Genomic DNA, 24,268 nt, shown 5'->3' with positions numbered 1-24,268 from the left:
TCATGCCCTCCTCAGGCGGAGCCGGGAGCCGCTGGGCTTCCGGCTGGACGGGGTGCTCTCGTCTGCGTTCGCCGGTTCGCCGATGCTGGCGGCCACGCTCTTGGCGAAGGCGACGAGGGCCTTGGAGTTGGGGTGGTTGGGGTACGCGGTCACGAGGGCCTCGCCTCGGTTGACCGCGGCGAGGACCTCGCGACTCGAGACGAGGGAGGAGTCGGCCTTGAGGCCGAGCGTCTTCTCGTACTCCTCCACCGTCAGACCGACCTTGCCGTCAGCGCGGTTGAGCACGAAGCGCCAGGTCGACTTTGGGAAGTTGAGGACTTCGAGCGTGCTCGCCGCTAGCTTCAAGGCCTTCAGCGAGGGGATGTCGAGGGTGCCGACCAGGATGATCCCGTCGGATCGGTCGAGGGCGCTCAGCGCGAAGTCGTCGAACGTCCCAGAGGTGTCCACGACCACGAAGTCGACCATCCGGCGCAGAGCGTCGATGAGCTTGGCGACGTCCTCCTGCGAGGCCTGGTCCGGCGTGTCGATCCGCACCGGAGCCGCGACGACCGCGAGATTGTCGGAGTGGTGGGTGAGGATCGACGAGATGCCCTCGGCGTCGATCACTCCGTTGAAGCCGACAAGGTCGTTGATCGTGCGCTGCGGGGTCAGCTGCAGCATGATCGCCACGTCGCCGCTGGTGACGTCGAGGTCGACCAGGCAGACCGAGCGACCGGCGGCGGCCAGGCAGACGCCGAGGTTGGTCGCGACGAGGCTCTTGCCCACGCCGCCCTTGGTGGAGAAGACGGTCAGGACCTTGCCGCGCGGAGCGTCGGCCTCGGCCTGCGCCACCGCAGCCGCCTCCGCAATTTCCGCAGCAGCTTGGGCACGCGCGAACTCGGCGGCGGCTTGAGCCTCGTCCAGGATGGTCTGCCCGATCGCGTTCGCGACGCTGCGGGCGCGCTGGACGGCGGTGGTGATGCCAGCCAGGTCACGGGCGGCGACCACCTCGCGCATGCCGCTGCGTAGCGCAAGGGACAGTGCCGTGCTGTCGACCTCGTGGCGGAGCAGTATCACGCCGAGGTCGGGTCGGTGCACGCGCGCCCACTGGGCGAGCTCGGCCGCTGCCTCGCTCGGCACCGACGGTCCGATCACCACGGCGAACTCGTTCGCGGCTGAGCGGATGTGCTCGTCGAGACTCCCGAGGTCAGCGAAGGCAGTGGACCCGTGCAGCATCGCCTGGAGGATGCTGCGCTGGGAGGCGTCGGGCTCAAGGACGACGGTCACGACCGGACGCCGCCTGTGGAGAGCTCCGGGAAGAGGTCGACGGGCTGCGCGCCCCGCCCGTCGGACACCCTCGACTCGTCCGTGAGCAGCGCGAACGTGATGTCTACGTTCCGGTCCGCCTGGATCAGCTTCTCCGCCTCCTCCTGGGACACTGCGATCGTCAGGATGGTCTTGGGAACCTCTTCGACCACTTGGGAACCTTCCTCGGTCTTCGTCGTCCGCGAGGTGACGCTGGTCGTTCCGACGCCGAGCACGGGCACCCGCGGCAGCAGTACGCGCGTGTAGTCACCGAGCAATCGTTCGTTGCCGTCCGGAAGCAACTGCGTGACCTCCTGTGACGTGGCGAAGATTGCGACCTCGTTGCCGGGGTTCACGAAGCCGGCGACCCGCTCGAAGTCAGTGAGCTCGACCGAGACGGCCATCTTGTCGTCCGGGATGACGAGGGTCTGGGTGTCGCCCAGCGTGCCGAACTTCTTGGCCAGGAGCTGCTCGCCGGGGTAGATCGTGCCTACGGCCACATCGTCGGCGACCGACGTCGTCGACGACAGGCTGCCGTCGACCAGGTCCACCCGGCGAACCTCGGCCTTCTCGATCTTCCCGGCGTCCTGCGCGTCGGCCACGGACTCGCCGATCTCGATCGTCTCGGCCGCGACGAGCACCTCGACGAGCTCCTGATCCTTCGTCGCACGGGCGTCGATGCCCTGGACGTAGAGCACGATCATGGCTGTCCCGGCCAGGGCGATGAGGGCGGCGACGAGGAGGAGGACAGAACGACGAGCCATGGTGGTCCTTCGCGGGTCGTGGGATCCCTACGGTCGGAGATCCCGGGCGCGCAGGTGAATCCAGGGTTCTGTGACGTGTGTCAGGCCCCGAAGCCATCCCAGCGGCACGAATCTAGGGGCGGAATCGTTGAAGCGCGGGCTAAACCACGCAAACCACCCGATGGTGGTGCTCAGATGGCCCGAACTGACTAGTCCCCTCTAGTCAGCGTCTGGTCCGCAACGTGCCGGTCCGCACCACCGCGAGCGTCGCACCGACCAGTGCCGGCTCAGCCGGCGTAGAGCGCCTCGATCTGCTCGCGCGACTCGCGCACGACGACGCTGCGCTTGAGCTTCATGCTCGGGGTGAGCTGGCCGCCCTCCTCCGTCCACTCGTCCGCGAGGATGGCGAACTTCCGGATGGACTCGGCCTGCGAGACCGCCTTGTTGGCCTCGTCGACCGCCTCCTGGACCGCCGCGACCAGGTCGGGGTCGTCGAGCAGGTCGGCCACGTCACCGGACTTGCCGTGCTGGGCGGCCCAACCGGGGAACGTCTCGCGGTCGATGGTCACCAGCGCGCCGATGAACGGCTGCCCGTCGCCCACGACGAGGCACTGGTCGATCAGGGCGTGCGCACGCAGTCGGTCCTCCAGGACGGCGGGCGCGACGTTCTTGCCGCCCGCGGTCACAAGGATCTCCTTCTTGCGACCGGTGATGCGCACGAAGCCCTCGTCGTCCACCTCGCCGACGTCGCCGGTGTGGAACCAGCCGTCGGGGTCGAGCGCCTCGGCGGTGGCGGCCTCGTCGCCCCAGTAGCCGGCGAAGACCTGGCCGCCGCGGAACAGCAGCTCGCCGTCGTCGCCGACCCGGACCGCGGTGCCGGGGAGCGGACGACCGACGGTGCCGATCTTCTGCGCATCGGGCAGGTTCGCGGTCAGGGCCGCCGTGGTCTCGGTGAGCCCGTAGCCCTCGAGCACGACCAGCCCGATGCCCCGGTAGAAGTGGCCGAGGCGGTCGCCCAGCGGCGCGCCGCCCGAGACGGCGTACGTGCAGCTGCCCCCGAGCGCCTGGCGCAGCTTGCCGTAGACGAGCCGGTCGAACAGCGCGTGCTGCGCCCGCAGGCGCACGGGGACCCGCTTGCCGTCCAGGGCTCGCGAGTACGCGATTGCGGTGTCGGCGGCACGGCTGAAGATGCGGCCGCGACCGTCGGCGGTCGCGCGCTGGGAGGCGGTGTTGAAGACCTTCTCGAAGACGCGCGGGACCGCGAGGACGAAGGTCGGCCGGAACGCGCCCAGGTCGGCCACCAGGTTCTTGATGTCGGCGCTGTGGCCCATGCGGGCGCGGCTCTTGACGCAGCCGACCTGGATGATCCGCGCGAAGACGTGGGCGAGCGGCAGGAAGAGCAGCGTGGAGGCGTCGTCGGTCTCGAAGAGCTCGCCCAGCTCGTCGACGGCCACGCCGAGCTCGAACATGAAGTTGCCGTGGGTGAGCATGCAGCCCTTGGGCTTCCCCGTGGTGCCGCTGGTGTAGATCAGCGTCGCGAGGTCGCGCGGCGTCGCCGTCGTCCGCCGCTCCTCGAGCAGCTCGTCGGAGATGTCGGACCCCAGGCGACCGAGCACGTCCACGGCGTTGTCCTGGATCGACCACACGTGCTGCAGGTCGACGAGGTCGCTCGCGCCGCGGGCCTCGCGGACCCGCGCGAGGTGGTCGGGTCCCTCGGCCACGACCGCCTTCGCGCCGGAGTCCTGGAGGATCCAGCCGATCTGCTCGGCCGAGGACGTCTCGTAGATCGGCACCGTGACGGCGCCGGCGAACCAGATCGCGTAGTCGAACAGCGTCCACTCGTAGCGCGTCTTCGACAGCAGCGCGACGCGGTCGCCCGGCTCCACTCCGGCCGCGACCAGTCCCTTCGCGACCGAGCGGACCTCGTCGTGGAACTGCGCCGCCGTGACGTCGACCCAGCCGTCGCCGGTGTCCCGGCTGAACACCGCCGTGTCCGCGGCCTCGCGGGCGTTGATGACGACGTCGTCGGTGAGGTTCCCGGTTGTCGGGACTGTGATCGAGAGCGGCGTGGCGAACTCACGCACGGTGGAACCTCCCTGGGAGTGGGCGACTGCGGTGAGGAGGCTATCGCCAGCGACGCGCGCCCGCGTACGCCCGGTGCATTCGGCTAGGCTCCGGCCATGGCCGAACAGACCTCCGCGTCGATCACGATCGACGCCCCTCCGGCCGACGTGATGGCCGTCATCGCCGACTTCGAGTCCTACCCCGAGTGGGCCAAGGGCATGAAGGAGGTCGAGGTCAGGGCGGAGGGAGCCGACGGTCGCGCCGACCGGGTCCACTTCGCCCTCGACGTCTCGCCGATCAAGGACGAGTACACCCTCGCCTACGACTGGGACGGCGACCGGGAGGTCACCTGGACGCTCGTCGAGGGCAACATGCTCCGGGCGCTGGACGGGGCCTACACGCTGGTCGACCGGGGCGACGGCAGCACCGAGGTGACCTACCGGCTCGCCCTCGACGTGAGCATCCCCCTCATCGGGATGCTCAAGCGCAAGGGCGAGAAGATCCTCATCGACACCGCGCTGAAGGGCCTCAAGAAGCGCGTCGAGTCGCTCTGATCCGCGCCTGCCACGTGCGGATCCTCCTCTTCACCGGCAAGGGCGGCGTCGGCAAGTCGACCCTCGCTGCGGCCACGGCCTGTGCGAGCGCTGCTGCGGGCCACCGGACGCTCGTGCTTTCCACGGACGCCGCCCACTCCCTGGCCGACGCGCTCGACGTGCCCGCCACCGGCGAGCCGACCGAGGCCGCGGCGAACCTCTGGGTGCAGCACGTCGACGCCCAGCAGCGGTTCGAGCGGTCGTGGGCCGACATCCAGGCCTACCTGCTCAGCGTCCTCGACGTGGTGGGCGTCGACCAGGTCGCCGCCGAGGAGCTCACGGTGATCCCCGGCGCCGAGGAGGTGCTCGCGCTGCTCGAGGTCCGTGCGCAGGCGAGGTCCGGCACATGGGACGTCCTGGTGGTGGACTGCGCACCGACGGCGGAGACCTTGCGGCTTCTCGCGCTCCCCGAGGCGCTCGGGTGGTACATGGAGCGCGTGCTGCCCGTCGAGCGGCGCGTCGTCAAGGCGCTCAAGCCCGTGCTCAGCCGCGCGGCCGGGGTGCCGATGCCCGAGGACTCGGTCTTCGACGCCGTCGAGCGGCTGCACGCGGAGCTGGCGGACGCGCGCGCCGTGCTGACCAGTCCCGACACCTCGGTCCGGCTCGTGCTCACGCCCGAGTCGGTGGTGCTCGCCGAGGCCCGCAGGGCGTACACGCTGCTCACGCTGTTCGGCTACCGCGTCGACGCGGCGATCGTCAACCGGGTGTTCCCCTCGGGCGGTGCCGACGAGTGGCGCGCGACGTGGGTGGCGGCGCAGCAGCGGGTCCTGGCCGAGGCCGCCGACTCGTTCGCCGGCCTGGACGTCCACACCTCGGTCTACCGCGCGGTGGAGCCGGTCGGCCGCGACGAGCTGATCGACCTGGCGCGGGCCGTCTACGGCGACTCGGACCCCCTGGCGACGGGCGCCGTCGGCTTCCCGATGGCGGTGCGGCAGCAGGGGAGCGACCTGGTGCTCGTCGTGCCGCTGCCGCTCGCGGAGCAGGACGACGTGCGGCTCGCGCGCAAGGGCGACGAGCTCGCCGTGACCGTCGCGTCGTATCGTCGCCTCTTGACGCTGCCCTCCGGGCTGGCCCGGCACCGCGTGGCGGGCGCCCGGGTGCGGGACGGCGAGCTCCAGGTCCGGTTCACCGAGCCGGCGACCGCGACGACCGAGACCCGCCAGGAGGCGCTGTGACCGACGCAGGTGAGGCCTCCGACGTCGGCAGCCTCGGCGAGGAGGCCGCGAAGCTCCTAGGAGCTCTGTCCGGGTGGGCGCGCGACCATGCCGGCGAGGCAGGCGAGGGGATCGGCGGCCTCGCGGACCGGGCGGCCGCCTCGGTGCACGACCTCGACGCCCACCTCGCCACCGGCTCGGATGAGTGCACGATGTGCCCGCTCTGCCGCACCCTGCACGCCGTGCGCCGGCTCAGCCCGGAGGTCACTGGGCACCTCGGCGCCGCCGTGGGCTCGCTCGTCCAGGCTGCAGCAGCGCTCATCGCGACGGCCGACCCGCGCGACGCCGGCTCGACGGGGGACGAGGTCGAGCACATCGACCTCGTCGATGACTGGCCCGAGGACGACCCGCCTGCTACTGGCTGAGGCGCACCTGCCGGAGGCCCCCGTCGCACCTGTCGTCGCCGAGCGCGCATCCCGAGTCGGCTGTCACGATGGACACGTTCATGTTCCTCGCGATCAGGACGAGGTAGGTCGTGTCGCTGTTGTCCGATTTGATGCCCTCGAGCATGCTCGCGGCCTCGGAGCACGTGGTGAGGGTGCTCGGCAGCGGTTGCGAGGCCGTGGGGTACTTCGACTTGTTCTGCTTGCCGAAGTGGAACCCGCAGACCTGCACGCCGAGCAGCTTGTGGACGGGGAACACCGCGTTCGTGCCCGTCCCCGTGATGGAGGAGTAGGCGCAGAGGCCGGGCGAGGTGCAGAAGACTGGAATGGGAACGGTGACACCCGAGTTGATGAGGTCCTTCCACGCCTGAGGGACGTTGCCAGGGTCCGGCTGGCCGGGGTCACCGCTCAAGCACATGAATGGTGCAGTGGTCGACGGGCCGGGGCAGGCGGCCGCGAGATGCGCGTTGAGGTCGTTCCCGGTCTTGGTGCCCTGACCAGGGACGATCGCGATGGACGACGAGCAGCCGTTGCGGATCTGGTCGGCGAGGGCCGAGGTCCCGTTGCCGTCAGTCGTGTTCTCATTGGGACAATCGAGGGTCCACCAGTTGCCGGCGCCCGTGTTGTCGGGCATGGGACAGGATGTGGAGGTCCAGCCCGGCGCATCGCCTGGGGCGTAGAGCTTGAACGGCGTTCCGGGCGCTGCGTTCGGCGGGATGTCCGAGGAGCACAGTGCCATCGGGCGGAGACGTGGACCGGTGGTGGCCGCTTCGACCACCGCCGTGGCGCTGCGCTCGAGGTCGTAGTCTGCCGTGAAGCCGAGCACGCCGCCGAAGAAGTTCGGGCTGTCCGCTACCACGCTGGCTCGGACGACCAGGTCGCCGTTCTCGCAAGAGGTGGTCACAGCCCCGCCGGCCAGGGCCGCGGGCGCTGAGGTGGTGTCATTGGCGGCCACCTTGCTGTTCGCCTCGCTCTGGGCCGCTGTGTTGCCATTGCTGCGGATCTGTTCGCACTGCCGGTAGGGCTGAGCTGCGAAGACGCCAGCCGCCCCGAGCACGGCGGCGTCAGCTCCGGTCTGCGCCGCTCTCTTGTTGGCGTACGCCAGCCCGACATCGGCGACGAAACCCGACAACCCCACCATGACGACGGCGACCAGGCCCACGATCACCGCGGTCGCTCCTCGGTCGTCGCGACCGCGCCTCATGAGAACTCGCACCTCATCACCCCCGTTCCTGAAAGCGTCGGCGGGGCCAACAGGTTGAACGGCGGGAAGTCGATCGCCCACGGATTGGAGGCACCGGTGCGCGTGATCGTCACGGTGATGTTGGTGTTCGCGGGCCTACCACTGCACGGCCTGACGGTGGTGCTCCCGGCTGGGCAGAAACTGATGACTGGTGTCGGCACCTGGCTCGCGGACATGCCGATCGTCGCGGCGCTCGACTTGCCCTCGGTCTCTATCTGACTGCAGACAGGACCGTCCACAACCGCGTACCGAGCGGCTTGCCGTGCCGCACTGTTCAGCGAGATCTGCTGAGCGAGGACAAAACCGAAATTGACGATCCCGACCAGCACGAGGACGAGGATCGGCATGACGAGCGCGAACTCGACCGCGGCAGCTCCACGCTCCGTGCGAGCGTCCGTGCGTGGGCGCCAGCGCATGTGATCCCCTTTCCCCGAGATGTTCGCCCGTCACCGTAGGAGCCGGAGCCTCCGGCTGTCGCCGGTTCGACCCGAGTTCGGCCCGATCGCGGGCGAAGAATGGCTCGTTGTGACTAGGCGGGTGGTCCGATCGGCTCATGCCTAGGCGCATGGGCGAGGATGACGCGCATGGGCGTGGTCGTCGGTGTCGACATCGGAGGCACGAAGGTGCTGGCCGGCGCCGTGGACCCGGACGGGCGCGTGGTGCGGACCGCGTCGCGGACCACCCCGGGCCGTCGCGGGGTGACCTGTGAGGCAGAGGACGCCCTGGTGTCGGCGGTGCTCGAGGCCGCGGGAGGCCGAGCCGTGGCGGCTGTCGGGATCGCCGCCGCCGGGTTCGTCGACTCGGCCGGCGAGCGGGTCGTGTTCGCGCCGCACCTGCCGTGGCAGGGCGAGCCCCTGCGGGAGCTGCTGGCCGAGCGGCTCGGCTGCCCGGTGGCGCTGGACAACGACGCCAACTGCGCAGCGCGCGCGGAGGCCCACCACGGCGCTGCCCGCGGGGCGGCCCACGCGCTGATGGTCACCATGGGCACCGGGATCGGCGGGGCGGTGCTCCTCCGCGGTGAGGTGGTCAGGGGCGCCAGCGGGATGGCGGGGGAGTTCGGGCACATGCAGGTGGTCCCGGACGGACGGCCCTGCGAGTGCGGCCGGCGCGGCTGCTGGGAGCAGTACTCCTCCGGCAACGCGCTCGTCCGGCGGGCGCGGTCCCTCATGACCGAGCAGGCCTCGGTCCTCGCGAGCGGCGGCGACCCCGACGTGGTCACCGGCCCGATGGTCACCGCCGCGGCCGAGCAGGGCGACCGCGTGGCCCGCGCGGCGTTCGCGTCGGTGGGCGACTGGCTCGGCGTGGGCACGGCGAACCTCGTCGCGGCGCTCGATCCGGAGGTCGTGGTGATCGGTGGAGGCGTGTCGGCCGCCGGCGAGCTGCTCCTCGCGCCCGCGCGCGACGCGCTGAGCCGTACGCTCGTGGGCGCCGCTCACCGCCGCGTCCCGCGGCTCGTCGCCGCGCGGCTGGGGCCGCGGGCCGGCATGGTCGGCGCGGCCCTCCTCGCCGCCGAGGGTCAACCCCGGCGGTAGTCCGCGACTAGCTCGAGTGCGAGTTGCTCGAGGAACAGCCCGACGTCGGTCACGATGCCGCGGCTCTGGCCCGCGCCCCTGTCGGTGAGCCGGGTGACGGTGGCCGGGTCGATGTCGACGCACACGAGCGGGACGCTCGCGGGGAGGATGGTGCAGGTGGCGACGGCGTGGCGCTGCGCGGCCATCATCAGGCAGTAGCCGACGTCGCGGACCTCGGCCCGCATCGCCCGCCGCCCCTCGACGACGTCGGTGTGGACGTCCGGGAGCAGTCCGTCGTCGCGGACCGAGCCGACGAGGACGAACGGCTTGCCGTGCGTCACCAGGGCGTGCATCACGCCGCTCACCAGCACGCCGTCGCGCACGGCGGCCGCGACGGAGCCGGCCCGGCGGATCGTGTTGACCGACCTGACCCGGTGCTCGTGGCCGTGCTCGGCGTCCGGCGTCGAGACGGCGCCCTCGGCGGCCGGTCCCCGCAGCGCCGCCTCGATGTCCGTGGTGGCCATCGCGTTCCCGGCGAAGAGGACGTCGACCCATCCCGCCCGGACGAGGGCCGCCAAGGGCGGCACCCCGCCGGCGTGGACCACGGCGGCGCCCGCCACCCACAGCAGCCTCCTGCCGCTCGACCGCGCCTCGCGCATCCCGTCGGCGACCTGGCGCACGAGCACCGCCTGCGGGCGCTCGGCCACCGTCCCCGCCTGGGGGAGTGCCGTCGAGCCGCCCGCCGGCCGGGAGTCGGGCGGGGTCACCCGGACACCGGCCGCACCGACGACGACCCGCATGCCGCGCACGACGTCGGAGATGGGCACCGTCCGCACCCGCGGGCCGCCCGACGGCGAGTCGTCGACGACGAGGCCGCAGTCCATCTCCGGGTTCTCCACGTCGTACCACTCGCCGTCGAGCCGCACGCGCGTCTCGAGGTCCGTGGTGGAGTAGAAGCCGTCGGGCAGGACGCCGGCCCGGTCGGCGACCGCGAGCGTGGCGTCGGCGTGCCCGAGCTGGTTCACCCCACGCGTCTGGAGCCGCATCAGCAGGCGCTGCAGCGACGCGTCGTCGTCGGCCTGCACGGTGATGCGGGCGCTGCTGGGGTCGTGCGCCTCGTGACCCACGTCGAACTGCTCGAGGACGAAGTCGGCGCCGTAGTCACGGATGTCGTCGAGGACCCGCGACAGGATGCCGCTGTCCATGAGGTGCCCCGTGACCTCGACCGTCTCGCGTGCACCCACGCGGGGGACCCTACTGTCTCGTCGCGCCCGCGGACCGTGACAGGCGTCAGACGCGGGAGCCGTCGTCCCAGGGGTCCCGCGGCGAGCGCGGCATCGCGCGCACCAGGTAGACGAAGCCGCCGACGAACCAGGCCACGAGTGCCCAACCGACCAGGGGGTGGACGTAGACCGACAGGAGCCCGATGACCAGGGCCAGGAGCGGGGCGACGAAGACCCCGCCCCAGGCGATGCCGCGCTGCCAGGTCCGCGGGAGCGGGAACGGCGGCGCGGGTGGTGGCCGGAACCGCTCCGAGTCCACGACGGCGCGCTCCCGGACCTCGACCTCGTCGTCGTCGACGAGGTGGTCGGGCAGCTCGCCGGCGAGGTCGGCGGTCATGTCGGATCCCGCGCCGGGTGTGCGATCGCCCTCGCCGCCCGTGGCCGCCGGACCGGGGCCCCGGGACGCCGTCCCGGACGGCTCGTCGTCCAGCGCCGGACGCTCGCCGTAGTGCGCCACGATCTCGCGCCACGCCAGCTCGGTGCGGCTCTCGTCCTCGGGGCGGCTCACGTGCTCAACGGTAGCCGCTCGGTGGTTCCCCGACCCGTCCTGCTCGGCCCGCCACGGGGGTGCTGGTGGTGCACACTGTGCGCGTGAAGATCCCGTTGCGCCGCGCAGCCTCGGGCGCGTCCCTCGACCCAGCCCTCGTCGCGCCGATGTCCACGCCGGCGAGGCCGGAGCTGGCGGGCGGGCGTCGGATCGGCGTGCTCGTGCAGCACGGCTTCACCGGCAACCCCGCGTCCATGCGTCCCTGGGCCGAGGACCTGGCCGCGCGCGGGTACGCCGTCGAGATGCCGTTGCTGCCCGGCCACGGCACGCGCTGGCAGGACCTCAACAAGGTGACGTGGGCCGACTGGGTGGCGACCGCCGAGGGAGCGCTCGACAAGCTCGCGGCCGAGAACGACGCCGTCGTCGCGGTCGGGCTGTCGATGGGCGGCGCGCTCTGCCTGCGGCTCGCCGCGGACCACGGCGAGGACCTCGCCGGCATCGTCATCGTCAACGCGGCCGTCGACACCCTGCGCAAGGACGTCCGGCTGCTCCCGCTCCTCAAGCTCGTGGTGCCCGGCCTGCCGGGGATCGCCAACGACATCAAGAAGCCGGGCGCCGACGAGCACGGCTACCCGACCACCCCGCTGCGGGCCGCCGCGTCGATGTTCGCCGGGTACGCCGACCTGCGCCGCGACCTGCCGAGGATCACCGTCCCGGTGCTGTTCTTCCGCTCCGCCGTGGACCACGTGGTCGACATCTCGAGCTCGCGGGCGATCAACGCCGGGCTGTCGTCGAAGGACTTCGAGGAGCGGGTCCTGGAGGACAGCTACCACGTGGCGACGCTCGACAACGACGCCCCGCGCATCTTCGCCGAGTCCGCGGAGTTCATCGAGAGGGTCACCGGGCCGGAGCAGGGCTAGGCTCGGCCCGTGCTCTATTGGTTCCTGAAGTGGATCGCCCTCGGGCCGGTGCTCCGTCTCGTCTTCCGGCCCAAGGCCTTCGGCGTGGACAACGTCCCCGAGGTGGGTCCCGCGATCCTGGCGAGCAACCACCTGTCGTACGCCGACTGGCTGTTCATGCCGCTGACGCTCAACCGGCGGGTGACCTTCGTCGCCAAGGCGGAGTACTTCACCACCCCGGGCATCAAGGGCTGGTTCCAGAAGAAGTTCTTCACCGGCGCCGGTCAGGTCCCGATCGACCGCTCCGGGGCCAACGCCGCCGAGGGGGCGATGAAGTCGGCGATGAGGATCCTGGGGCAGGGGGAGCTGTTCGGCATCTACCCCGAGGGCACGCGCTCCCACGACGGCCGGCTCTACCGCGGCAAGACGGGCGTCGCCCGGCTGGCGCTGGAGTCCGGGGCACCCGTGGTGCCCTGCGCCGTGGTCGGCACCGACGTGGTCGCGCCGAACGGCAAGGTCTACGGCACCTGGACCCGGCCGGTCGTGCGGTTCGGCAAGCCGCTCGACTTCTCGCGCTACGCGGGCATGGAGAACGACCGCTACATCCTGCGCTCGATCACCGACGAGATCATGTACGAGATCATGCGGCTCTCCGGCCAGGAGTACGTCGACCTCTACGCCGCCAAGGCCAAGGAGCTCGACAAGGAGGCCAAGGAGAAGGCCAAGCAGGCCGCGGCCGCCCACCGGTCCGAGGCGGACGCGCCCGACGGCTCCGGGAGCGACCGGGCCGACCGGGACGGCGCGTCGCCCGACCACACCGGCGACGGGCCGGAGCAGAAGGCGTCCTGAGCGGCCAGCACGCGGCGCCGGCGCCGCCGCCGCGCGCCGACTCGGCCCTCGCCGTCGAGGACCGTCTCCACGCGGCCCTGGCCATCGTCCGGGTGGTCGTCACCGTCAACATGGTCGGCCTCAACGTCTACCGCCGCGACAGCTTCTCGCACCCCGAGCTGGGCCTCGCCGTCGTCTCGGCGTGCGTCGCCTGGACGGGGGCGGCCGTCTGGCTGTACCGGAGCCGGGCCCGGCGCACGCCCGCGCTGCTCGTCGCCGACCTGCTGATCGCGGTCGCCGCGATCGCGGTGACGCCGTGGGTGAAGTCCGAGGCGTTCCTCGCGACCGTGCCGGGGTTCTGGGTCATGGGCGCGCTGCTCGCCTGGGCGATCCACTGGCACTGGAAGGGCGGACTGGTCGCCGCCGTCGTGCTCTCGGCGACGGACCTGGCACCGCGCGAGGTGGTCGACCAGGGCAACTACGGCAACGTGTTCCTCGTGCTCGTCGGGGGACCCGTGGTCGGCTTCCTCTGCGAGTCGCTGCAGCGGATGGCCCGCGAGCGCGACGCGGCGGAGCGCGCGGCCGCGGCGGCCGAGGAGCGCACCCGGCTCGCCCGCGCCGTGCACGACGGCGTGCTCCAGGTGCTCGCCATGGTGCAGCGGCGAGGGGAGGCCGCCGGCGGCGAGTGGGCCGAGCTGGGCAGGCTCGCCGGCGAGCAGGAGCGCGGACTCCGCTCGCTGATCCGGCAGCAGGACACGGTGGCGACGGCACCCGGCGGCCGGGTGGACCTCGCCGGGGCCCTGGAGGCCATGGCGACCGCCCATCCCGTCCGCGTGGAGCTGGCCACGCCGGGCGGCTCCGTGCTCGTGCCCGAGCGCGTGGCCACGGAGACCGTCGCGGCCGTGCGCGCCTGTCTCGACAACGTGGCCGCCCACGTCGGGCCCGATGCCACCGCCTGGGTGCTGGCCCAGGCGGGCGGCGACTCGGTCACCGTCTCGGTGCGCGACGACGGGCCGGGCATCACCGACGGCCGGCTGGACGAGGCGGAGGCGGAGGGCCGGCTCGGCGTGGCGTCGTCCATCCGCGGCCGGGTCGAGGAGCTCGGAGGCGCCGCCACGGTCGACAGCGGCCCCTGGGGCACCGAGTGGGAGCTCACGGTCCCGCTAGCGTGACCGGGTGACCATCCACACCGGCCACCCGTTCCCTACTCCCGACGACCCCGTCCGCCGCCTGCGCGGGCGGCTGGGCGGCGCGGTGTCCCTGTGGACCGCCGGCGGTCCGGACGCGTCGCGGGCCGGCCTGACGGTGACGTCGTGGATGGTGGCGGCGGGGGCGCCCGGCCGGCTGCTCGGTCTCCTCGACCCCGACGCCGACCTCACCGAGGCCCTGCTCGGGACCGGACGCGGCGTGGTGCAGCTGCTGTCGTGGGCGGACCGCGGGCTGGCCGAGGCCTTCGCGGGGACGACACCCGCCCCCGGAGGCCCGTGGCGGATGGCCGGGTGGACCACGACGCCCCACGGCCCGCGCCTCGCGCATGCCGCCACGTGGGCGGCGGTGGAGGTCGAGGCGGACGTCGAGGTGGGCTGGTCCCGGCTGGTGACGTGCCGGCTCGACCAGCTGGTCGTCGGGGACGAGCACGAGCCCCTGGTGCACCGGCGCGGACGCTTCGTGCCCCCGGCAGGCTAGGGGTCTACGCTTCCCCCGTCTCGGAAGGGGGAACGGTCATGGTGAGGGTGATGGTGGTCGACGACCACCCGATGTGGCGTGACGCGGTCGAGCGCGACCTGCAGGCGGCCGGGCACGAGGTGGTCGGGGTCGCGTCCAACGGACGCGAGGCGATGGCGCGGTTCCCCGCGGCGGCACCGCAGGTGGTGGTGCTCGACCTGCAGCTGCCGGACCACAGCGGCGTCCAGGTGACGAGCATGATGCTCGAGCACGACCCCGCGGCCCGGGTCCTGATCCTGTCGGCCAGCGGCGAGCAGGACGACGTGCTGGACGCGGTGAAGGCCGGCGCCACGGGCTACCTGGTGAAGTCCGCCTCGAGCGCCGAGCTCGTCAGCGCGGTCACCCGCGTGGCCGACGGCGACACCGTCTTCACCCCCGGACTCGCCGGGCTCGTGCTGGGTGAGTTCCGGCGGATCGCGGACGGTCCCGCCGACGACCCGCGCGACCAGCTCACCGAGCGGGAGACCGAGATCCTCAAGATGGTCGCGACCGGGATGAGCTACAAGCAGATCGCCGCCCGGCTCGTGCTGTCGCACCGCACGGTGCAGAACCACGTGCAGAACACCCTGCGCAAGCTGCAGATGAACAACCGGGTGCAGCTGACCCGCTGGGCGATCGAGCACGGCCTCGACGACGGTGGGTGACGTCGGCGCATGACGCACACGGGACCGGGGACGCGCTGGGGGTGGCGGCGCGCCACCGCCGCCGACGCCGTCGCGCTGCGCGACCTCGAGCGGGCCGCGAGCCGGGCCGGGCTGGCCCACGTCTTCGGCGACCTGCCCTACCCCGACGACGACGTCCTCGCGCGGTGGGTGCTGCTGCTCGACGACCCGTCGGTGCTCGTGGAGGTGGTCGAGGACGACCGCGGGCTGGTGGCGCTCGCCGCCCACGACGGCGCCACCCTGCGGCACCTGGCCGTCCGCCCCGACCACTGGCGGACCGGGCTGGGCCGGGCCGGCTTCGCGCGCGCCGAGGCCGCCGGCGCGCGTCGGCTGTGGGTGCTCGAGGCCAACACCGGGGCACGCGCCCTCTACGAGTCACTCGGCTGGGCGCCGAGCGGCGTCACCCAGGAGTGCCCGTGGCCGCCGTACCCGACCGAGGTCGAGTACGCCGCGCCGGACGCTCCCTAGGATCGCCCCATGTCCGACTCGAGGTCCGACCCGCTGCTGGAGATCGCCGACGACCTCTACGCGCTGCCGCTCGCGGACTTCACGCCGGCGCGCGACGCGGCCGCCAAGGAGCACAAGGCCGACAAGCCGCTCAGCGCCGCGATCAAGGGCCTGCGCAAGGCGTCGGTCGCTGCGTGGGTGGTCAACCTGCTGGTGCGCCGCGACCCCGAGCAGGTCGACCAGGTGCTCGCGGTCGGGGAGGCCCTGCGGGAGGCCCAGGAGAACCTCGACGCCGCCCAGCTGCGGGAGTTCACCAAGCAGCGCCGCCAGCTGACCGCATCGGTCACCACGGCCGCTCGCCGGCTGGCACGCGAGGAGGGGGTGCGCACCACCGAGTCGGTGGCCGAGCAGGTCGAGGCGACCCTGACCGCCGCGATGCTCGATCCCGACGCGGCCAAGGCGGTGCGCAGCGGGCTCCTGGTGACCTCGATCGCGGCGACCGGCCTCGGTGACCTCGACCTCAGCGGGGCCGTCGCGGTGCCGGACGCGCTCGGGTTCAGCGCGAAGGCCCGGCCCGCCGCCGCACCCGGGCCGAGCGCGCGTCCCCAGCTGCGCGTCGTACCCGACCCGGACGCCGAGGAGAAGGCCCGCGCCGCCGCGGACGAGCGGCTCGCCGACGCCAGGGCCGCGCTGAAGGAGAGCGAGAAGGAGCAGCGCGCCGCGCGCCGGGCGGTGGAGAAGCTGCAGGCCAGGACGCTGCAGATCCAGTCCGAGATCGACGAGCTGCGCAGCCGGATCGCCGCGCTCGAGGACACGTTGGAGGAGGTCGACGAGGACCTCGCCCAGGCCGAGGCCGAGGAGGCCGAGGCCGGGGAGGCGGTGGAGGAGGCGCGTGCCGCCGTCGAGGCGGCCCGGGAGGCGCGGGAGCGGCTCTAGCCCGCCCAGCCCTTCGAGCGCTCGACCGCGTCCCGCCAGCGGTCGTACGACGCGTCGAGCGCGGCGCGGTCGCCGCCGGGCTCGAACCGGCGCTCCAGCGACCAGGTGTCACGCAGGTCGTCCGTGGAGTCCCACACGCCCGTGCCGAGGCCGGCCAGGAACGCGGCGCCCAGCGCCGTGGTCTCCACGATCTCCGGGCGCTCGACGGCCCGGCCGACCTGGTCGGCCTGCACCTGGCAGAGCAGGTCGTTGGCCGCCGCGCCGCCGTCGACCCGCAGGGTGGAGAGCTCCGGGAGGGTCTCCACGACGTCACGGACCTCGAAGGCGATGGCCTCCAAGGTCGCGCGCACGAGGTGCGCGCGGGTCGTGCCGCGGGTGATGCCGATGATCGTGCCGCGCGCGTGCGGGTCCCAGTGCGGCGCGCCCAGGCCGGTCAGGGCGGGCACGAACACCACGCCGTCGGTGTCGTCGACGGTGGCCGCGATCGCCGCCGTCTCGGCCGCGCTGCCGACGACCTGCAGCCCGTCGCGCAGCCACTGCACCGCCGAGCCGGTCACGAAGATCGCACCCTCGAGCGCGTAGGTCATGTCGCCGTCGGGGGAGCGCCACGCCGCGGTGGACAGCAGGCCGGCGCCGCTGCGGACCACGCGGTCGCCGGTGTTGGTCAGGATGAACGAGCCGGTGCCGTAGGTGCACTTGGACTCGCCCTCGTCGAAGCAGGTCTGCCCGAACAGCGCCGACTGCTGGTCGCCGGCGATGCCGGCGATCGGCAGCGACAGCCCGAGGAACACCGCCGGGTCGGTCGGCGCCACCTCGCCCCAGTTGGGCACCAGCTCGGGCAGCGCGTCGCGGGGCACCCCGAAGAGGCCGCACAGCTCGTCGGACCAGTCCCCGGTCGCGAGGTCGAGGAGCAGGGTGCGGCAGGCGTTGGACACGTCGGTGACGTGCCAGGTGCCGCGGGTCATCCGGGCGACGAGGTAGGAGTCCACGGTGCCCACGGCGTAGCGTCCCGACTGCACCAGCGCCCACGTGTGCGGCTCGTGCTCGGCGAGCCACATCAACTTGGTGCCGGAGAAGTAGGGGTCCAGCCGGAGCCCGGTGAGCTCGGCGACCCGGTCCTCGTGGTCCTCGGACCGCAGTCGCTCGCAGATGTCGGCGCTGCGCCGGTCCTGCCACACGATGGCGCGGCGGGGCGAGCCGAGCGTCTCCCGGTCCCACAGCACGACCGTCTCGCGCTGGTTGGTGATGCCGAGCGCGGTCAGCTCGGACTGGTCGACCTTGCCGAGGACCTCGCGGGTGGCCTCGAGCGTGGCCTGCCAGATCTCCTCCGGGGAGTGCTCGACCCAGCCGGGGCGGGGGAAGTGCTGGCGGAACTCCTGGTAGCCCGTGGCCCGGATGCGGCCGTCCTCGGTGACCACCACCGCCGTCACGCCCGTGGTGCCGGCGTCGATGGCCAGGACGCTCACCGGCGGCCGTCCTCGCCGCCCCCACGGATGATGTCGAGGATGCGGCGGTCGATCCACGCCGGCCGGGCCCCGGAGTCCACCCGCATCTCGTAGTTCTCCGAGCCGACCCACATGTGGAAGCTCTCCTTGCCCTCGGCCTTCGCCAGGGACTCCAGCTCCATCATCAGCGCGTCGTCGACGGGCACCTTCTCCTCGTCCGTCGACGCCGTCAGGTAGAGCTCGTTGAGGTCCACCAAGCGCGCGAGCTCGGTGACCGGCGCGGCGTGGTCGTCCACGCGGAGGTCGACGGCGACGTCGTCGTGGCCGCCGTAGCCGGCCCCGTCACGGACCACCAGCAGCGCCGCCGACTGACGCCCGCGGCTGTCGCCACCGGCCTCGTCGCCGGCGGTGAGCGCGGCGAGCAGGCGCCGCTCGACGGGCTGCCCGGCGGACGCCAGCCAGGCCGCCTCCATCGCCTCCACGACCTCGGGGCCGGTGAGGATGTTGCCCTGGATGGCGTAGCCGCCGCGCTCGCCGCTGCGGCCGGTCACGCCGCCCGCCCACGCGAAGCACTGGGAGCCGGTCCACGTGGCCGCGTTGCCGTCGGAGTCGACGATCCCGACCTGCCGGTGGTCGCGCCCCTCGTCCTCCTCGACCAGGCGGTCCAGGGCGACCTGGGCGGTGGCGCCCTCGTCGAGGTGGGCCAGCCCGAGGTACTTGTACGCGAGGTTCGCGTCGGCCTGCGTGGCGATCGCGCCGACCCCGGCGGCTGCCGCCGGGACGGCCGACCCCACGGCCAGGAACTTGGAGGCGACGGCGACTCCCCAGGAGTCACCGTCATCGGACCGGGCCACGATCGAGAACGTCATGCCCCGACCCTAGTGTGAGCACGTGCTGACCCGACTCGGATTCCCCCGCGTGGGGGAGCACCGCAGGTTCGTCACGGCCATCGTGGCCGACACCGTGGGCAGCGGGCTCTTCATGCCGATCACGCTGCTCTACTTCCTCGCGATGACCGACCTCACCCTGGTGCAGGTCGGCTCGGCGCTGTCCATCTCGGCGCTGCTGACCATGCCCGGGGCGTTCGTCATCGGCAGCCTGGTCGACCGGTTCGGCCCCCGCCGGATGATGCTCGCGGGAAATCTGCTGCAGGCGGCCGGGATGGTCGCCTACCTCTGGGCCGACTCGTTGCTGGCGGTCGCGCTGTGGACCGCGCTGCTCAACCTCGGTCGCCAGTCGTTCTGGGGGTCCTTCGGCAACGTCGTCACCGCCATCTCGGCGCCGGGCGAGCGCGAGCTGTGGTTCGGGTTCCTGCAGGCGGTGCGCAACCTCGGCTACTCCGTCGGCGGCGTCCTGGCGGGCGTCGCCCTGCAGGTCGGGACCGACACCGCGTTCCGGTCGGTCGTGGTCGCCAACGTCGCCACGTTCGTCGTCGCCTTCGTGCTGCTGCTCGACGTGCCCGACCACCGCGTCGCGCGCGACGACGACGCGCCGGTGGAGGGCTGGGGCGTCGTGCTGCGCGACCGGCCCTACCTCCGGCTCGTGCTGGGCCAGTTCGGCTTCGTGGCGGGGATGATGGTGCTGAACTTCGCGCTTCCGGTGTACGTCGCGGAGAACATCGACCTGCCGGGCTGGGTGGTCGGCGCGATCTTCACCCTCAACACCGCGCTCGTGGGGCTCGGGCAGGGTCTCGTCGTACGCCGCATGACCGGGCAGGTCCGTGCCCGGATGATGGGGCTGGCGCAGGTGGTGTTCGTGGCGAGCTACGCGATGTTCGTCGTGGCCGGCTGGCTGCCGGTGTGGCTCGCCGTCGTGGTCATGCTGGTCGCCGCGGCGGTCTACACCGGCGGTGAGCTGGTCGGCAGCCCCGTGTTCAGCGCGACGGCGGCGGAGGCCGCCCCCGACCACCTCCGCGGTCGCTACCTCGGACTGTTCCAGCTCAGCTGGGGCATCGGCGGGGCGGTGACGCCGGTCGCCTACACGTGGCTGCTCGACCGGGGTGAGACGACGCTGTGGTGGGTGCTGGCGGTCCTCGCCCTCGCCGGGGCGGCGTACCTCCAGACCCTCCCGAAGGTCCTGCCCGCGGCCGGTCTCCGCGTCACCCACCGGGTGCCTCAGGCGGAGCCGTCGGCCGACGACGCCTCCGCCTGAGCGCGGCGGCGGGGCGTGCGGGTCAGGCCTGGCCGGTGGCGGCCCGCAGCCGGGTGAACCACTCCTGGGTCGGGTCGAACGGCTTGTGCCCGGCGATGCGCTCGAACTCGATCGCGCGCAGCTCGTCACCGCGGTCCTCGTCGTGCCCGATGACGCCCGGGCGGCCCTCGAGCGCCGACCGCACGGCCAGCTCGGCCATCTCGCGGATCAGCGCGAGGTCGGCGTCGTTGGCCGGCGCCGAGCGGGAGAAGTAGCCCGACTTCTGCACCATCGTCTTCTCCGCGCCGATGGCCTCGGAGAAGCGGTCGGCGAAGTAGCGCCCGGGGTTGATGGTGTCGATCTTGACGTGGCCGAAGGGGTCGCGCCCCACGGTCTCGCCGGCCGCCTCGAGGTCGGCGACGATGTCGTCGATGCCGGCACCCTCGGCCAGGAAGATGTTGATGCAGCCGATCTCGTCCATCACCGCCCGCAGCCGGGCCGCCTCGGCCGCGAGGTCGATGGCGATCTCCGGGACGTACACCGCGTGGATCGCCCACCTGCGCGGGTCGAGCCCGATGCCGGGCAGCCACTCCTGCTCGGCGTGCCAGGCCATGTAGTCGCGCGCCGCCGCCGCGGTCAGCCAGCCGCTGGCGCGGCCCATCACCTCGTGCACGATGAGCATCCGCGGGTTCGAGCCGTGCTCGGCCAGGACGTTGCGCGCGAACCGCGACGCCTGCTCCGCGGCGGTCAGCGCCCCCAGGCTCTGCCGGATCGGGACGATGTCGTTGTCGATGGTCTTGGGCAGCCCGACGACGGTCAGCTCCGAGCCCTGGGTGGCGAGGTACGCCGCCAGGTCGGCAGCGGCCGTGTTGGTGTCGTCGCCGCCGATGGTGTGCAGCACGTCCACGCCGTCGGCCTGCAGCCGGGCGGCGGCGACCTCGAGGGCGGTCTCGCCCTCACCGATCAGCCCGCGGCGCCGGCAGTCCGCGTCGTTGGTCAGCTTGACCCGGCTGTTGCCGATCGGGCTGCCGCCGTAGCGGTGGAGCAGCGCCGCGCCGGCCCGCTCGTCGGCGCCGATGGTGACGCTGCTGCCGGTCAGCAGGCCGTGGTAGCCGTGCCGGTAGGCGATCAGCTCGATGTCCGGGTCGGTCGCGTCGTAGGTCTCGATGAGCGCGCCCACGGCGGAGGAGAGGCAGGGGGCGTACCCGCCCGCGGTCAGGAGCGCAACACGCTTCGGCATGCCCAGCAGGGTAGTGGCGGGTGCTTGGAACGATCAAAGCCGACGAGCGGTGGACGCCCGTCCACCGCCGGGACGTGACCCGCGCGCCGCCACGGCGTTGAGGGGACGGGGCAGTGGTTGCCTCGGCCAGCCAGCAGGGCCATTGTGAGGAGACGCCGTGCAGGGCACGGACCGGACGAGGGGAGTCTCGATGAGCGCGACGGAAGCCACGCACCAGGACCTCGACGGGCCGAAGGACGCCGACCTCAAGCGCGTGCTCGGGCCCAAGCTGCTCCTGCTCTTCATCGTCGGCGACATCCTCGGGGCGGGCGTGTACGCCGTCACTGGCAAGCTCGCCGGCGAGGTCGGTGGCATCGCGTGGCTGCCGTTCCTCGTGGCCTTCGCCATCGCGACGGTCACCGCCTTCTCCTACCTCGAGCTGGTCACCAAGTACCCGCAGGCCGCCGGCGCCGCGCTCTACACGCACAAGGCGTTCGGGCTCCACTTCGTCACCTTCCTCGTCGCCTTCACGGTCGTGTGCTCGGGCATCACGAGCGCGTCCACCTCCTCGAACCTGCTGGCCGCCAACCTGCTGATCGGCTTCGGCAACGACGAGCCCAGCACGGCCGCGACGCTCGTCACGGCGCTCGTGTTCATGCTCGTGCTGGCCGCGATCAACCTGCGCGGCGTCGGCGAGAGCGTGAAGTTCAACGTGCTGCTGACGATCGTGGAGATGCTCGCGCTGGCCATCGTGATCCTCATCGGCCTGTGGGTGATCGGCCGCGGCGAGGGCGACCTGGGTCGGATCACCGTCTTCGAGAGCCCCGACGACAAGGGCCTGTTCATGGCGGTCACCATCGCCACCGCCATCGCGTTCTTCTCGATGGTCGGCTTCGAGGACTCCGTCAACATGGTCGAGGAGACCAAGGACCCGCGGCGGATCTTCCCGCGAACGATGTTCACCGGGCTCGGCATCGCCGTGGTGATCTACATGCTGGTGGCCATCTCGGTCGTGGCCGTCATCCCGCCCGGCCAGATCGCCGAGCCGACCAACGCCGAGGCGGGCATCCTGCTCGACGTGGTCAAGGTGGGCTCGCCCGACCTGCCCATCGACACCATCTTCCCGTTCCTGACCGTCTTCGCCGTCGCCAACACCGCCCTCATCAACATGTTGATGGCGAGCCGGCTCGTCTACGGCATGGCCAAGCAGGACGTGCTGCCGCGCTCGCTGAGCAAGGTCCTGCCGGGGCGCCGCTCGCCCTGGACGGCGATCGTCTTCACCACGCTGCTGGCGCTGGGACTGATCACCCTGGTCACGCTCGAGGCGGAGTCCTCGGTGGTCGTGGCGCTCTCGGGCACGACCGCCCTGCTGCTGCTCGCCGTCTTCACCATCGTCAACGTCGCCTGCCTCGTCCTGCGTCGCGACCCGGCCCCCGAGGGCGCCTTCCGCGCACCGTCGTTCCTGCCGGTCGTGGGAGCGCTGTGCTGCGCCTACCTCCTGGGGCCGTGGGCGCGCCTCGAGGCCGACATGGTGCAGTACAAGATCGCCGCGGGACTGCTGGCCGTGGGCATCGTGCTCTGGGCCCTCACCTGGCTGACGAACCGCGGGGTCCGGGCGAAGAAGACCGGCTTCCGCGACATCGACCACATGGAGGACGACGTCCGCTGACGCGGCGTGCGCGTCGACACGTCGGGTGGGCTCCCGCGTCCGTCGGGCCGTCCGTCTACGGTTGGCCGGGTGACACGACGACGTCTCGGGCCGGCGGTGGCGGTGCTGACCGCCTCCGCCCTCGGCTGCTCGACGGCCACCCCGCCCGCGCCGTCGGCAGGCGCCACACCCGCGGGCGAGCACCCGGCGGCGACGCCCGACGTGCCGCAGCCCGACTGGAGGGTGCCGCAGGGCGGGCACGGGCCGCGTGACCGCCCGGCCGTGGCTCCCGCGCCCGAGCTGACCGGCGCCTACCGCTTCGTCTCCGCGCCCGACTTCCTCAACCAGGACGTCGCCGACCTCACGGCCGGCGGTCGACGCACCTACGTCGTGGCGGCCACCGGGGAGGTCGCCAACTCCACCAACGCCGACTACGAGGCCGCGCTCGACCACGTCATCGACGAGATGGCCGGGCACGGCACCGACGACGTCCTCGTCGCGGGCGACCTCGTCGAGGGCCGCTGGGGGCGCGACGACTCGCGCACCGGTGTCTTCGGCCCCGTGCGCACGCCGGCGCAGCGGCTGCGGGCCTACCGGCGCGCCGCCGCGGTCTACTACCCGGCCTGGCTGCAGCGGTTCACCGACCGGGGCCTCACGACGTACACCGCCGTCGGCGACCACGAGGTCGGCGACGACCCGTGGCGCTCGCGGCGCCGGACAGCCTGGGTCGACTTCAAGCGTCGCCACGTCCCCGAGTTCAAGCGGCTCTACGTCGACCACGTCCTGCGGAACGCGCGCGGCCGGCACCGCTTCCCGCAGCGGCCGCGCCGCGGGCCGGCGAGGCACACGGCCTACGCCGTGCGCCTCGACCGCGACGTCCTCCTGGTGACGATCGACGTCTTCGAGCGTCGCGGGAACGACCTGCACGTGTCGGTCGACGCCGAGCAGCTGCGGTGGCTGCGCCGGGTGCTGCGCCAGGCCCGTCGCGACGAGGTGCCCTGGGTGGTGGTGCAGGGCCACGTCCCGATGACGGGCGACGTCCGCACCCGCAACTCCAGCAGCCTCATCTACGAGGGCGGCATGCGCTCCGAGCTCTGGCGGGCGATGGTCGAGGGCGGCGTCGACGTCTACCTGAGCGGGGAGGTGCACGACCAGACCGTCCACCAGCGCGACGGCGTGCTCCAGGTGTCGCACGGCTCGCTGTTCTACCGGGGCGAGGCGTCGTACGTCGTCGGGCAGGCCACGGCCGACGAGCTGGTCCTGGAGAACCACCAGTTCCGCGGGGAGGTCGGCTTCGACGACCGGCTGTGGACCACCTCCACCCAGGGCGCGCCAGGACACCTCAGCTACCCGGACGCCTCCGTCGTCACCGGCACCCTCGTCGCCAGTCGCACCCGCGACGGGGGGCTCCGCGTGACCGACGCCGCCGGTGTGCTGGCACCGCGCGACTGAGCGTGCCGTCCCCGCCGGGTGGGCACCCGGTCCGTCGTCGGCGTTCAGGGGTCGGTCAGGGTTCGGGCGCGA

24 protein-coding genes are annotated in these 24,268 nt (G+C 72.5%); 14 read left to right on the top strand and 10 right to left on the bottom strand.

What is annotated here, in order from left to right:
- The 3 genes from J3P32_RS01640 to J3P32_RS01630 all read right to left on the bottom strand — a co-directional run bounded on the left by J3P32_RS01640 (window position 1) and on the right by J3P32_RS01630 (window position 4,111).
- A complete protein-coding gene (locus tag J3P32_RS01640) occupies window positions 1-1,266 on the bottom strand; it encodes an AAA family ATPase (protein WP_210438141.1) in 1,266 nt (421 codons plus the stop codon).
- Window positions 1,263-2,048 (bottom strand): Flp pilus assembly protein CpaB, encoded by a 786-nt coding sequence (cpaB, locus tag J3P32_RS01635; protein WP_210438140.1) that lies wholly within the window; start codon window positions 2,046-2,048, stop codon window positions 1,263-1,265. Before cpaB ends, J3P32_RS01640 begins: the two co-directional genes overlap by 4 nt.
- A gap of 266 nt (window positions 2,049-2,314) precedes the next feature.
- A complete protein-coding gene (locus J3P32_RS01630; RefSeq protein ID WP_210438139.1) occupies window positions 2,315-4,111 on the bottom strand; it encodes an AMP-dependent synthetase/ligase in 1,797 nt (598 codons plus the stop codon).
- Between the two features lie 96 nt (window positions 4,112-4,207).
- On the opposite strand from J3P32_RS01630, the gene J3P32_RS01625 reads away from it, so the two are divergent.
- Genes J3P32_RS01625 through J3P32_RS01615 form a run of 3 tightly spaced genes read left to right on the top strand, consistent with a single transcriptional unit; the run spans window position 4,208 to window position 6,263 of the window.
- The gene (locus tag J3P32_RS01625; protein WP_210438138.1) at window positions 4,208-4,645 is read left to right on the top strand and encodes an SRPBCC family protein; all 438 of its coding nucleotides are present in this window, start codon (window positions 4,208-4,210) and stop codon (window positions 4,643-4,645) included.
- A gap of 14 nt (window positions 4,646-4,659) precedes the next feature.
- The gene (locus tag J3P32_RS01620; RefSeq protein ID WP_210438137.1) at window positions 4,660-5,859 is read left to right on the top strand and encodes an ArsA family ATPase; all 1,200 of its coding nucleotides are present in this window, start codon (window positions 4,660-4,662) and stop codon (window positions 5,857-5,859) included.
- Window positions 5,856-6,263: a hypothetical protein gene (locus tag J3P32_RS01615; protein WP_210438136.1), complete on the top strand. Its 408-nt coding sequence runs from the start codon at window positions 5,856-5,858 to the stop codon at window positions 6,261-6,263. Before J3P32_RS01620 ends, J3P32_RS01615 begins: the two co-directional genes overlap by 4 nt.
- Here J3P32_RS01615 and J3P32_RS01610 read toward each other — a convergent pair.
- Window positions 6,253-7,449 carry a pilus assembly protein TadG-related protein gene (locus J3P32_RS01610; protein ID WP_210438135.1) on the bottom strand — a complete coding sequence of 399 codons (1,197 nt, stop codon included), beginning with the start codon at window positions 7,447-7,449 and terminating at the stop codon, window positions 6,253-6,255. The two genes, J3P32_RS01615 and J3P32_RS01610, sit on opposite strands and share 11 nt — an antisense overlap.
- 32 nt (window positions 7,450-7,481) lie before the next feature.
- The gene (locus J3P32_RS01605; protein ID WP_282593955.1) at window positions 7,482-7,940 is read right to left on the bottom strand and encodes a TadE/TadG family type IV pilus assembly protein; all 459 of its coding nucleotides are present in this window, start codon (window positions 7,938-7,940) and stop codon (window positions 7,482-7,484) included.
- A 168-nt stretch (window positions 7,941-8,108) separates the two neighbouring features.
- Here J3P32_RS01605 and J3P32_RS01600 point away from each other — a divergent pair, with 168 nt between their 5' ends.
- Window positions 8,109-9,056, top strand: coding sequence for an ROK family protein (locus J3P32_RS01600; RefSeq protein ID WP_246849850.1), 948 nt, complete (start codon window positions 8,109-8,111; stop codon window positions 9,054-9,056).
- On the opposite strand, the gene J3P32_RS01595 is transcribed toward J3P32_RS01600, so the two are convergent.
- Both J3P32_RS01595 and J3P32_RS01590 read right to left on the bottom strand, forming a co-directional pair.
- Entirely contained in the window at window positions 9,041-10,279 is a 1,239-nt protein-coding gene (locus J3P32_RS01595; protein WP_210438130.1) for an ornithine cyclodeaminase family domain, read from the bottom strand. The genes J3P32_RS01600 and J3P32_RS01595 overlap by 16 nt on opposite strands.
- 46 nt (window positions 10,280-10,325) lie before the next feature.
- On the bottom strand, window positions 10,326-10,826 hold the full coding sequence (locus J3P32_RS01590) for a hypothetical protein (RefSeq protein WP_210438128.1): 501 nt from the start codon (window positions 10,824-10,826) through the stop codon (window positions 10,326-10,328).
- An 83-nt stretch (window positions 10,827-10,909) separates the two neighbouring features.
- Here J3P32_RS01590 and J3P32_RS01585 point away from each other — a divergent pair, with 83 nt between their 5' ends.
- Genes J3P32_RS01585 through J3P32_RS01555 form a run of 7 tightly spaced genes read left to right on the top strand, consistent with a single transcriptional unit; the run spans window position 10,910 to window position 16,302 of the window.
- A complete protein-coding gene (locus J3P32_RS01585; RefSeq protein WP_307807641.1) occupies window positions 10,910-11,725 on the top strand; it encodes an alpha/beta hydrolase in 816 nt (271 codons plus the stop codon).
- Window positions 11,726-11,734: 9 nt separating this feature from the next.
- The gene (locus J3P32_RS01580; RefSeq protein ID WP_210438126.1) at window positions 11,735-12,553 is read left to right on the top strand and encodes a lysophospholipid acyltransferase family protein; all 819 of its coding nucleotides are present in this window, start codon (window positions 11,735-11,737) and stop codon (window positions 12,551-12,553) included.
- Complete coding sequence (macS, locus tag J3P32_RS01575; RefSeq protein ID WP_210440578.1) at window positions 12,550-13,704, top strand: MacS family sensor histidine kinase; 1,155 nt, start codon at window positions 12,550-12,552, stop codon at window positions 13,702-13,704. Before J3P32_RS01580 ends, macS begins: the two co-directional genes overlap by 4 nt.
- 4 nt (window positions 13,705-13,708) lie before the next feature.
- Window positions 13,709-14,218, top strand: a complete 510-nt coding sequence (locus tag J3P32_RS01570; RefSeq protein WP_210438125.1) for a flavin reductase family protein — start codon at window positions 13,709-13,711, stop codon at window positions 14,216-14,218.
- A 38-nt stretch (window positions 14,219-14,256) separates the two neighbouring features.
- Complete coding sequence (locus J3P32_RS01565) at window positions 14,257-14,901, top strand: response regulator (RefSeq protein ID WP_210438123.1); 645 nt, start codon at window positions 14,257-14,259, stop codon at window positions 14,899-14,901.
- Between the two features lie 9 nt (window positions 14,902-14,910).
- The gene (locus tag J3P32_RS01560) at window positions 14,911-15,387 is read left to right on the top strand and encodes a GNAT family N-acetyltransferase (RefSeq protein ID WP_210438121.1); all 477 of its coding nucleotides are present in this window, start codon (window positions 14,911-14,913) and stop codon (window positions 15,385-15,387) included.
- A 9-nt stretch (window positions 15,388-15,396) separates the two neighbouring features.
- Complete coding sequence (locus J3P32_RS01555; RefSeq protein WP_210438119.1) at window positions 15,397-16,302, top strand: coiled-coil domain-containing protein; 906 nt, start codon at window positions 15,397-15,399, stop codon at window positions 16,300-16,302.
- Here J3P32_RS01555 and J3P32_RS01550 read toward each other — a convergent pair.
- Window positions 16,299-17,768, bottom strand: a complete 1,470-nt coding sequence (locus J3P32_RS01550) for an FGGY family carbohydrate kinase (RefSeq protein ID WP_210438117.1) — start codon at window positions 17,766-17,768, stop codon at window positions 16,299-16,301. The genes J3P32_RS01555 and J3P32_RS01550 overlap by 4 nt on opposite strands.
- The gene (locus J3P32_RS01545) at window positions 17,765-18,616 is read right to left on the bottom strand and encodes a DUF1028 domain-containing protein (RefSeq protein ID WP_210438115.1); all 852 of its coding nucleotides are present in this window, start codon (window positions 18,614-18,616) and stop codon (window positions 17,765-17,767) included. The genes J3P32_RS01550 and J3P32_RS01545 overlap by 4 nt, the downstream gene beginning before the upstream one ends.
- Window positions 18,617-18,638: 22 nt before the next feature.
- Here J3P32_RS01545 and J3P32_RS01540 point away from each other — a divergent pair, with 22 nt between their 5' ends.
- Window positions 18,639-19,898, top strand: a complete 1,260-nt coding sequence (locus J3P32_RS01540) for an MFS transporter (RefSeq protein ID WP_210438114.1) — start codon at window positions 18,639-18,641, stop codon at window positions 19,896-19,898.
- 22 nt (window positions 19,899-19,920) lie between these two features.
- On the opposite strand, the gene J3P32_RS01535 is transcribed toward J3P32_RS01540, so the two are convergent.
- The gene (locus tag J3P32_RS01535) at window positions 19,921-21,117 is read right to left on the bottom strand and encodes a pyrophosphate--fructose-6-phosphate 1-phosphotransferase (RefSeq protein ID WP_210438112.1); all 1,197 of its coding nucleotides are present in this window, start codon (window positions 21,115-21,117) and stop codon (window positions 19,921-19,923) included.
- Window positions 21,118-21,307: 190 nt separating this feature from the next.
- Here J3P32_RS01535 and J3P32_RS01530 point away from each other — a divergent pair, with 190 nt between their 5' ends.
- The gene (locus J3P32_RS01530; protein ID WP_210438110.1) at window positions 21,308-22,765 is read left to right on the top strand and encodes an APC family permease; all 1,458 of its coding nucleotides are present in this window, start codon (window positions 21,308-21,310) and stop codon (window positions 22,763-22,765) included.
- 69 nt (window positions 22,766-22,834) lie between these two features.
- A complete protein-coding gene (locus J3P32_RS01525; RefSeq protein ID WP_210438108.1) occupies window positions 22,835-24,196 on the top strand; it encodes a metallophosphoesterase family protein in 1,362 nt (453 codons plus the stop codon).
- Window positions 24,197-24,268 lie beyond the last annotated feature (72 nt).

This window comes from Nocardioides xinjiangensis (genome assembly GCF_017916385.1).
In the GTDB taxonomy this organism is placed as follows: Bacteria; Actinomycetota; Actinomycetes; order Propionibacteriales; family Nocardioidaceae; genus Nocardioides; species Nocardioides xinjiangensis.
Note: the sequence above shows the minus strand (reverse complement) of the source record. Positions and strands in the feature narration are given on the sequence as shown.

Excerpts from the sequence above, each read along its gene's own strand:
- cpaB (WP_210438140.1), bottom strand. The coding sequence starts at position 2,048 with ATGGCTCGTCGTTCTGTCCTCCTCCTCGTCGCCGCCCTCATCGCCCTG.
- J3P32_RS01625 (WP_210438138.1), top strand. The coding sequence starts at position 4,208 with ATGGCCGAACAGACCTCCGCGTCGATCACGATCGACGCCCCTCCGGCC.
- J3P32_RS01605 (WP_282593955.1), bottom strand. The coding sequence starts at position 7,940 with ATGCGCTGGCGCCCACGCACGGACGCTCGCACGGAGCGTGGAGCTGCC.
- J3P32_RS01600 (WP_246849850.1), top strand. The coding sequence starts at position 8,109 with ATGGGCGTGGTCGTCGGTGTCGACATCGGAGGCACGAAGGTGCTGGCC.
- J3P32_RS01565 (WP_210438123.1), top strand. The coding sequence starts at position 14,257 with ATGGTGAGGGTGATGGTGGTCGACGACCACCCGATGTGGCGTGACGCG.
- J3P32_RS01560 (WP_210438121.1), top strand. The coding sequence starts at position 14,911 with ATGACGCACACGGGACCGGGGACGCGCTGGGGGTGGCGGCGCGCCACC.
- J3P32_RS01555 (WP_210438119.1), top strand. The coding sequence starts at position 15,397 with ATGTCCGACTCGAGGTCCGACCCGCTGCTGGAGATCGCCGACGACCTC.
- J3P32_RS01545 (WP_210438115.1), bottom strand. The coding sequence starts at position 18,616 with ATGACGTTCTCGATCGTGGCCCGGTCCGATGACGGTGACTCCTGGGGA.
- J3P32_RS01535 (WP_210438112.1), bottom strand. The coding sequence starts at position 21,117 with ATGCCGAAGCGTGTTGCGCTCCTGACCGCGGGCGGGTACGCCCCCTGC.
- J3P32_RS01530 (WP_210438110.1), top strand. The coding sequence starts at position 21,308 with ATGAGCGCGACGGAAGCCACGCACCAGGACCTCGACGGGCCGAAGGAC.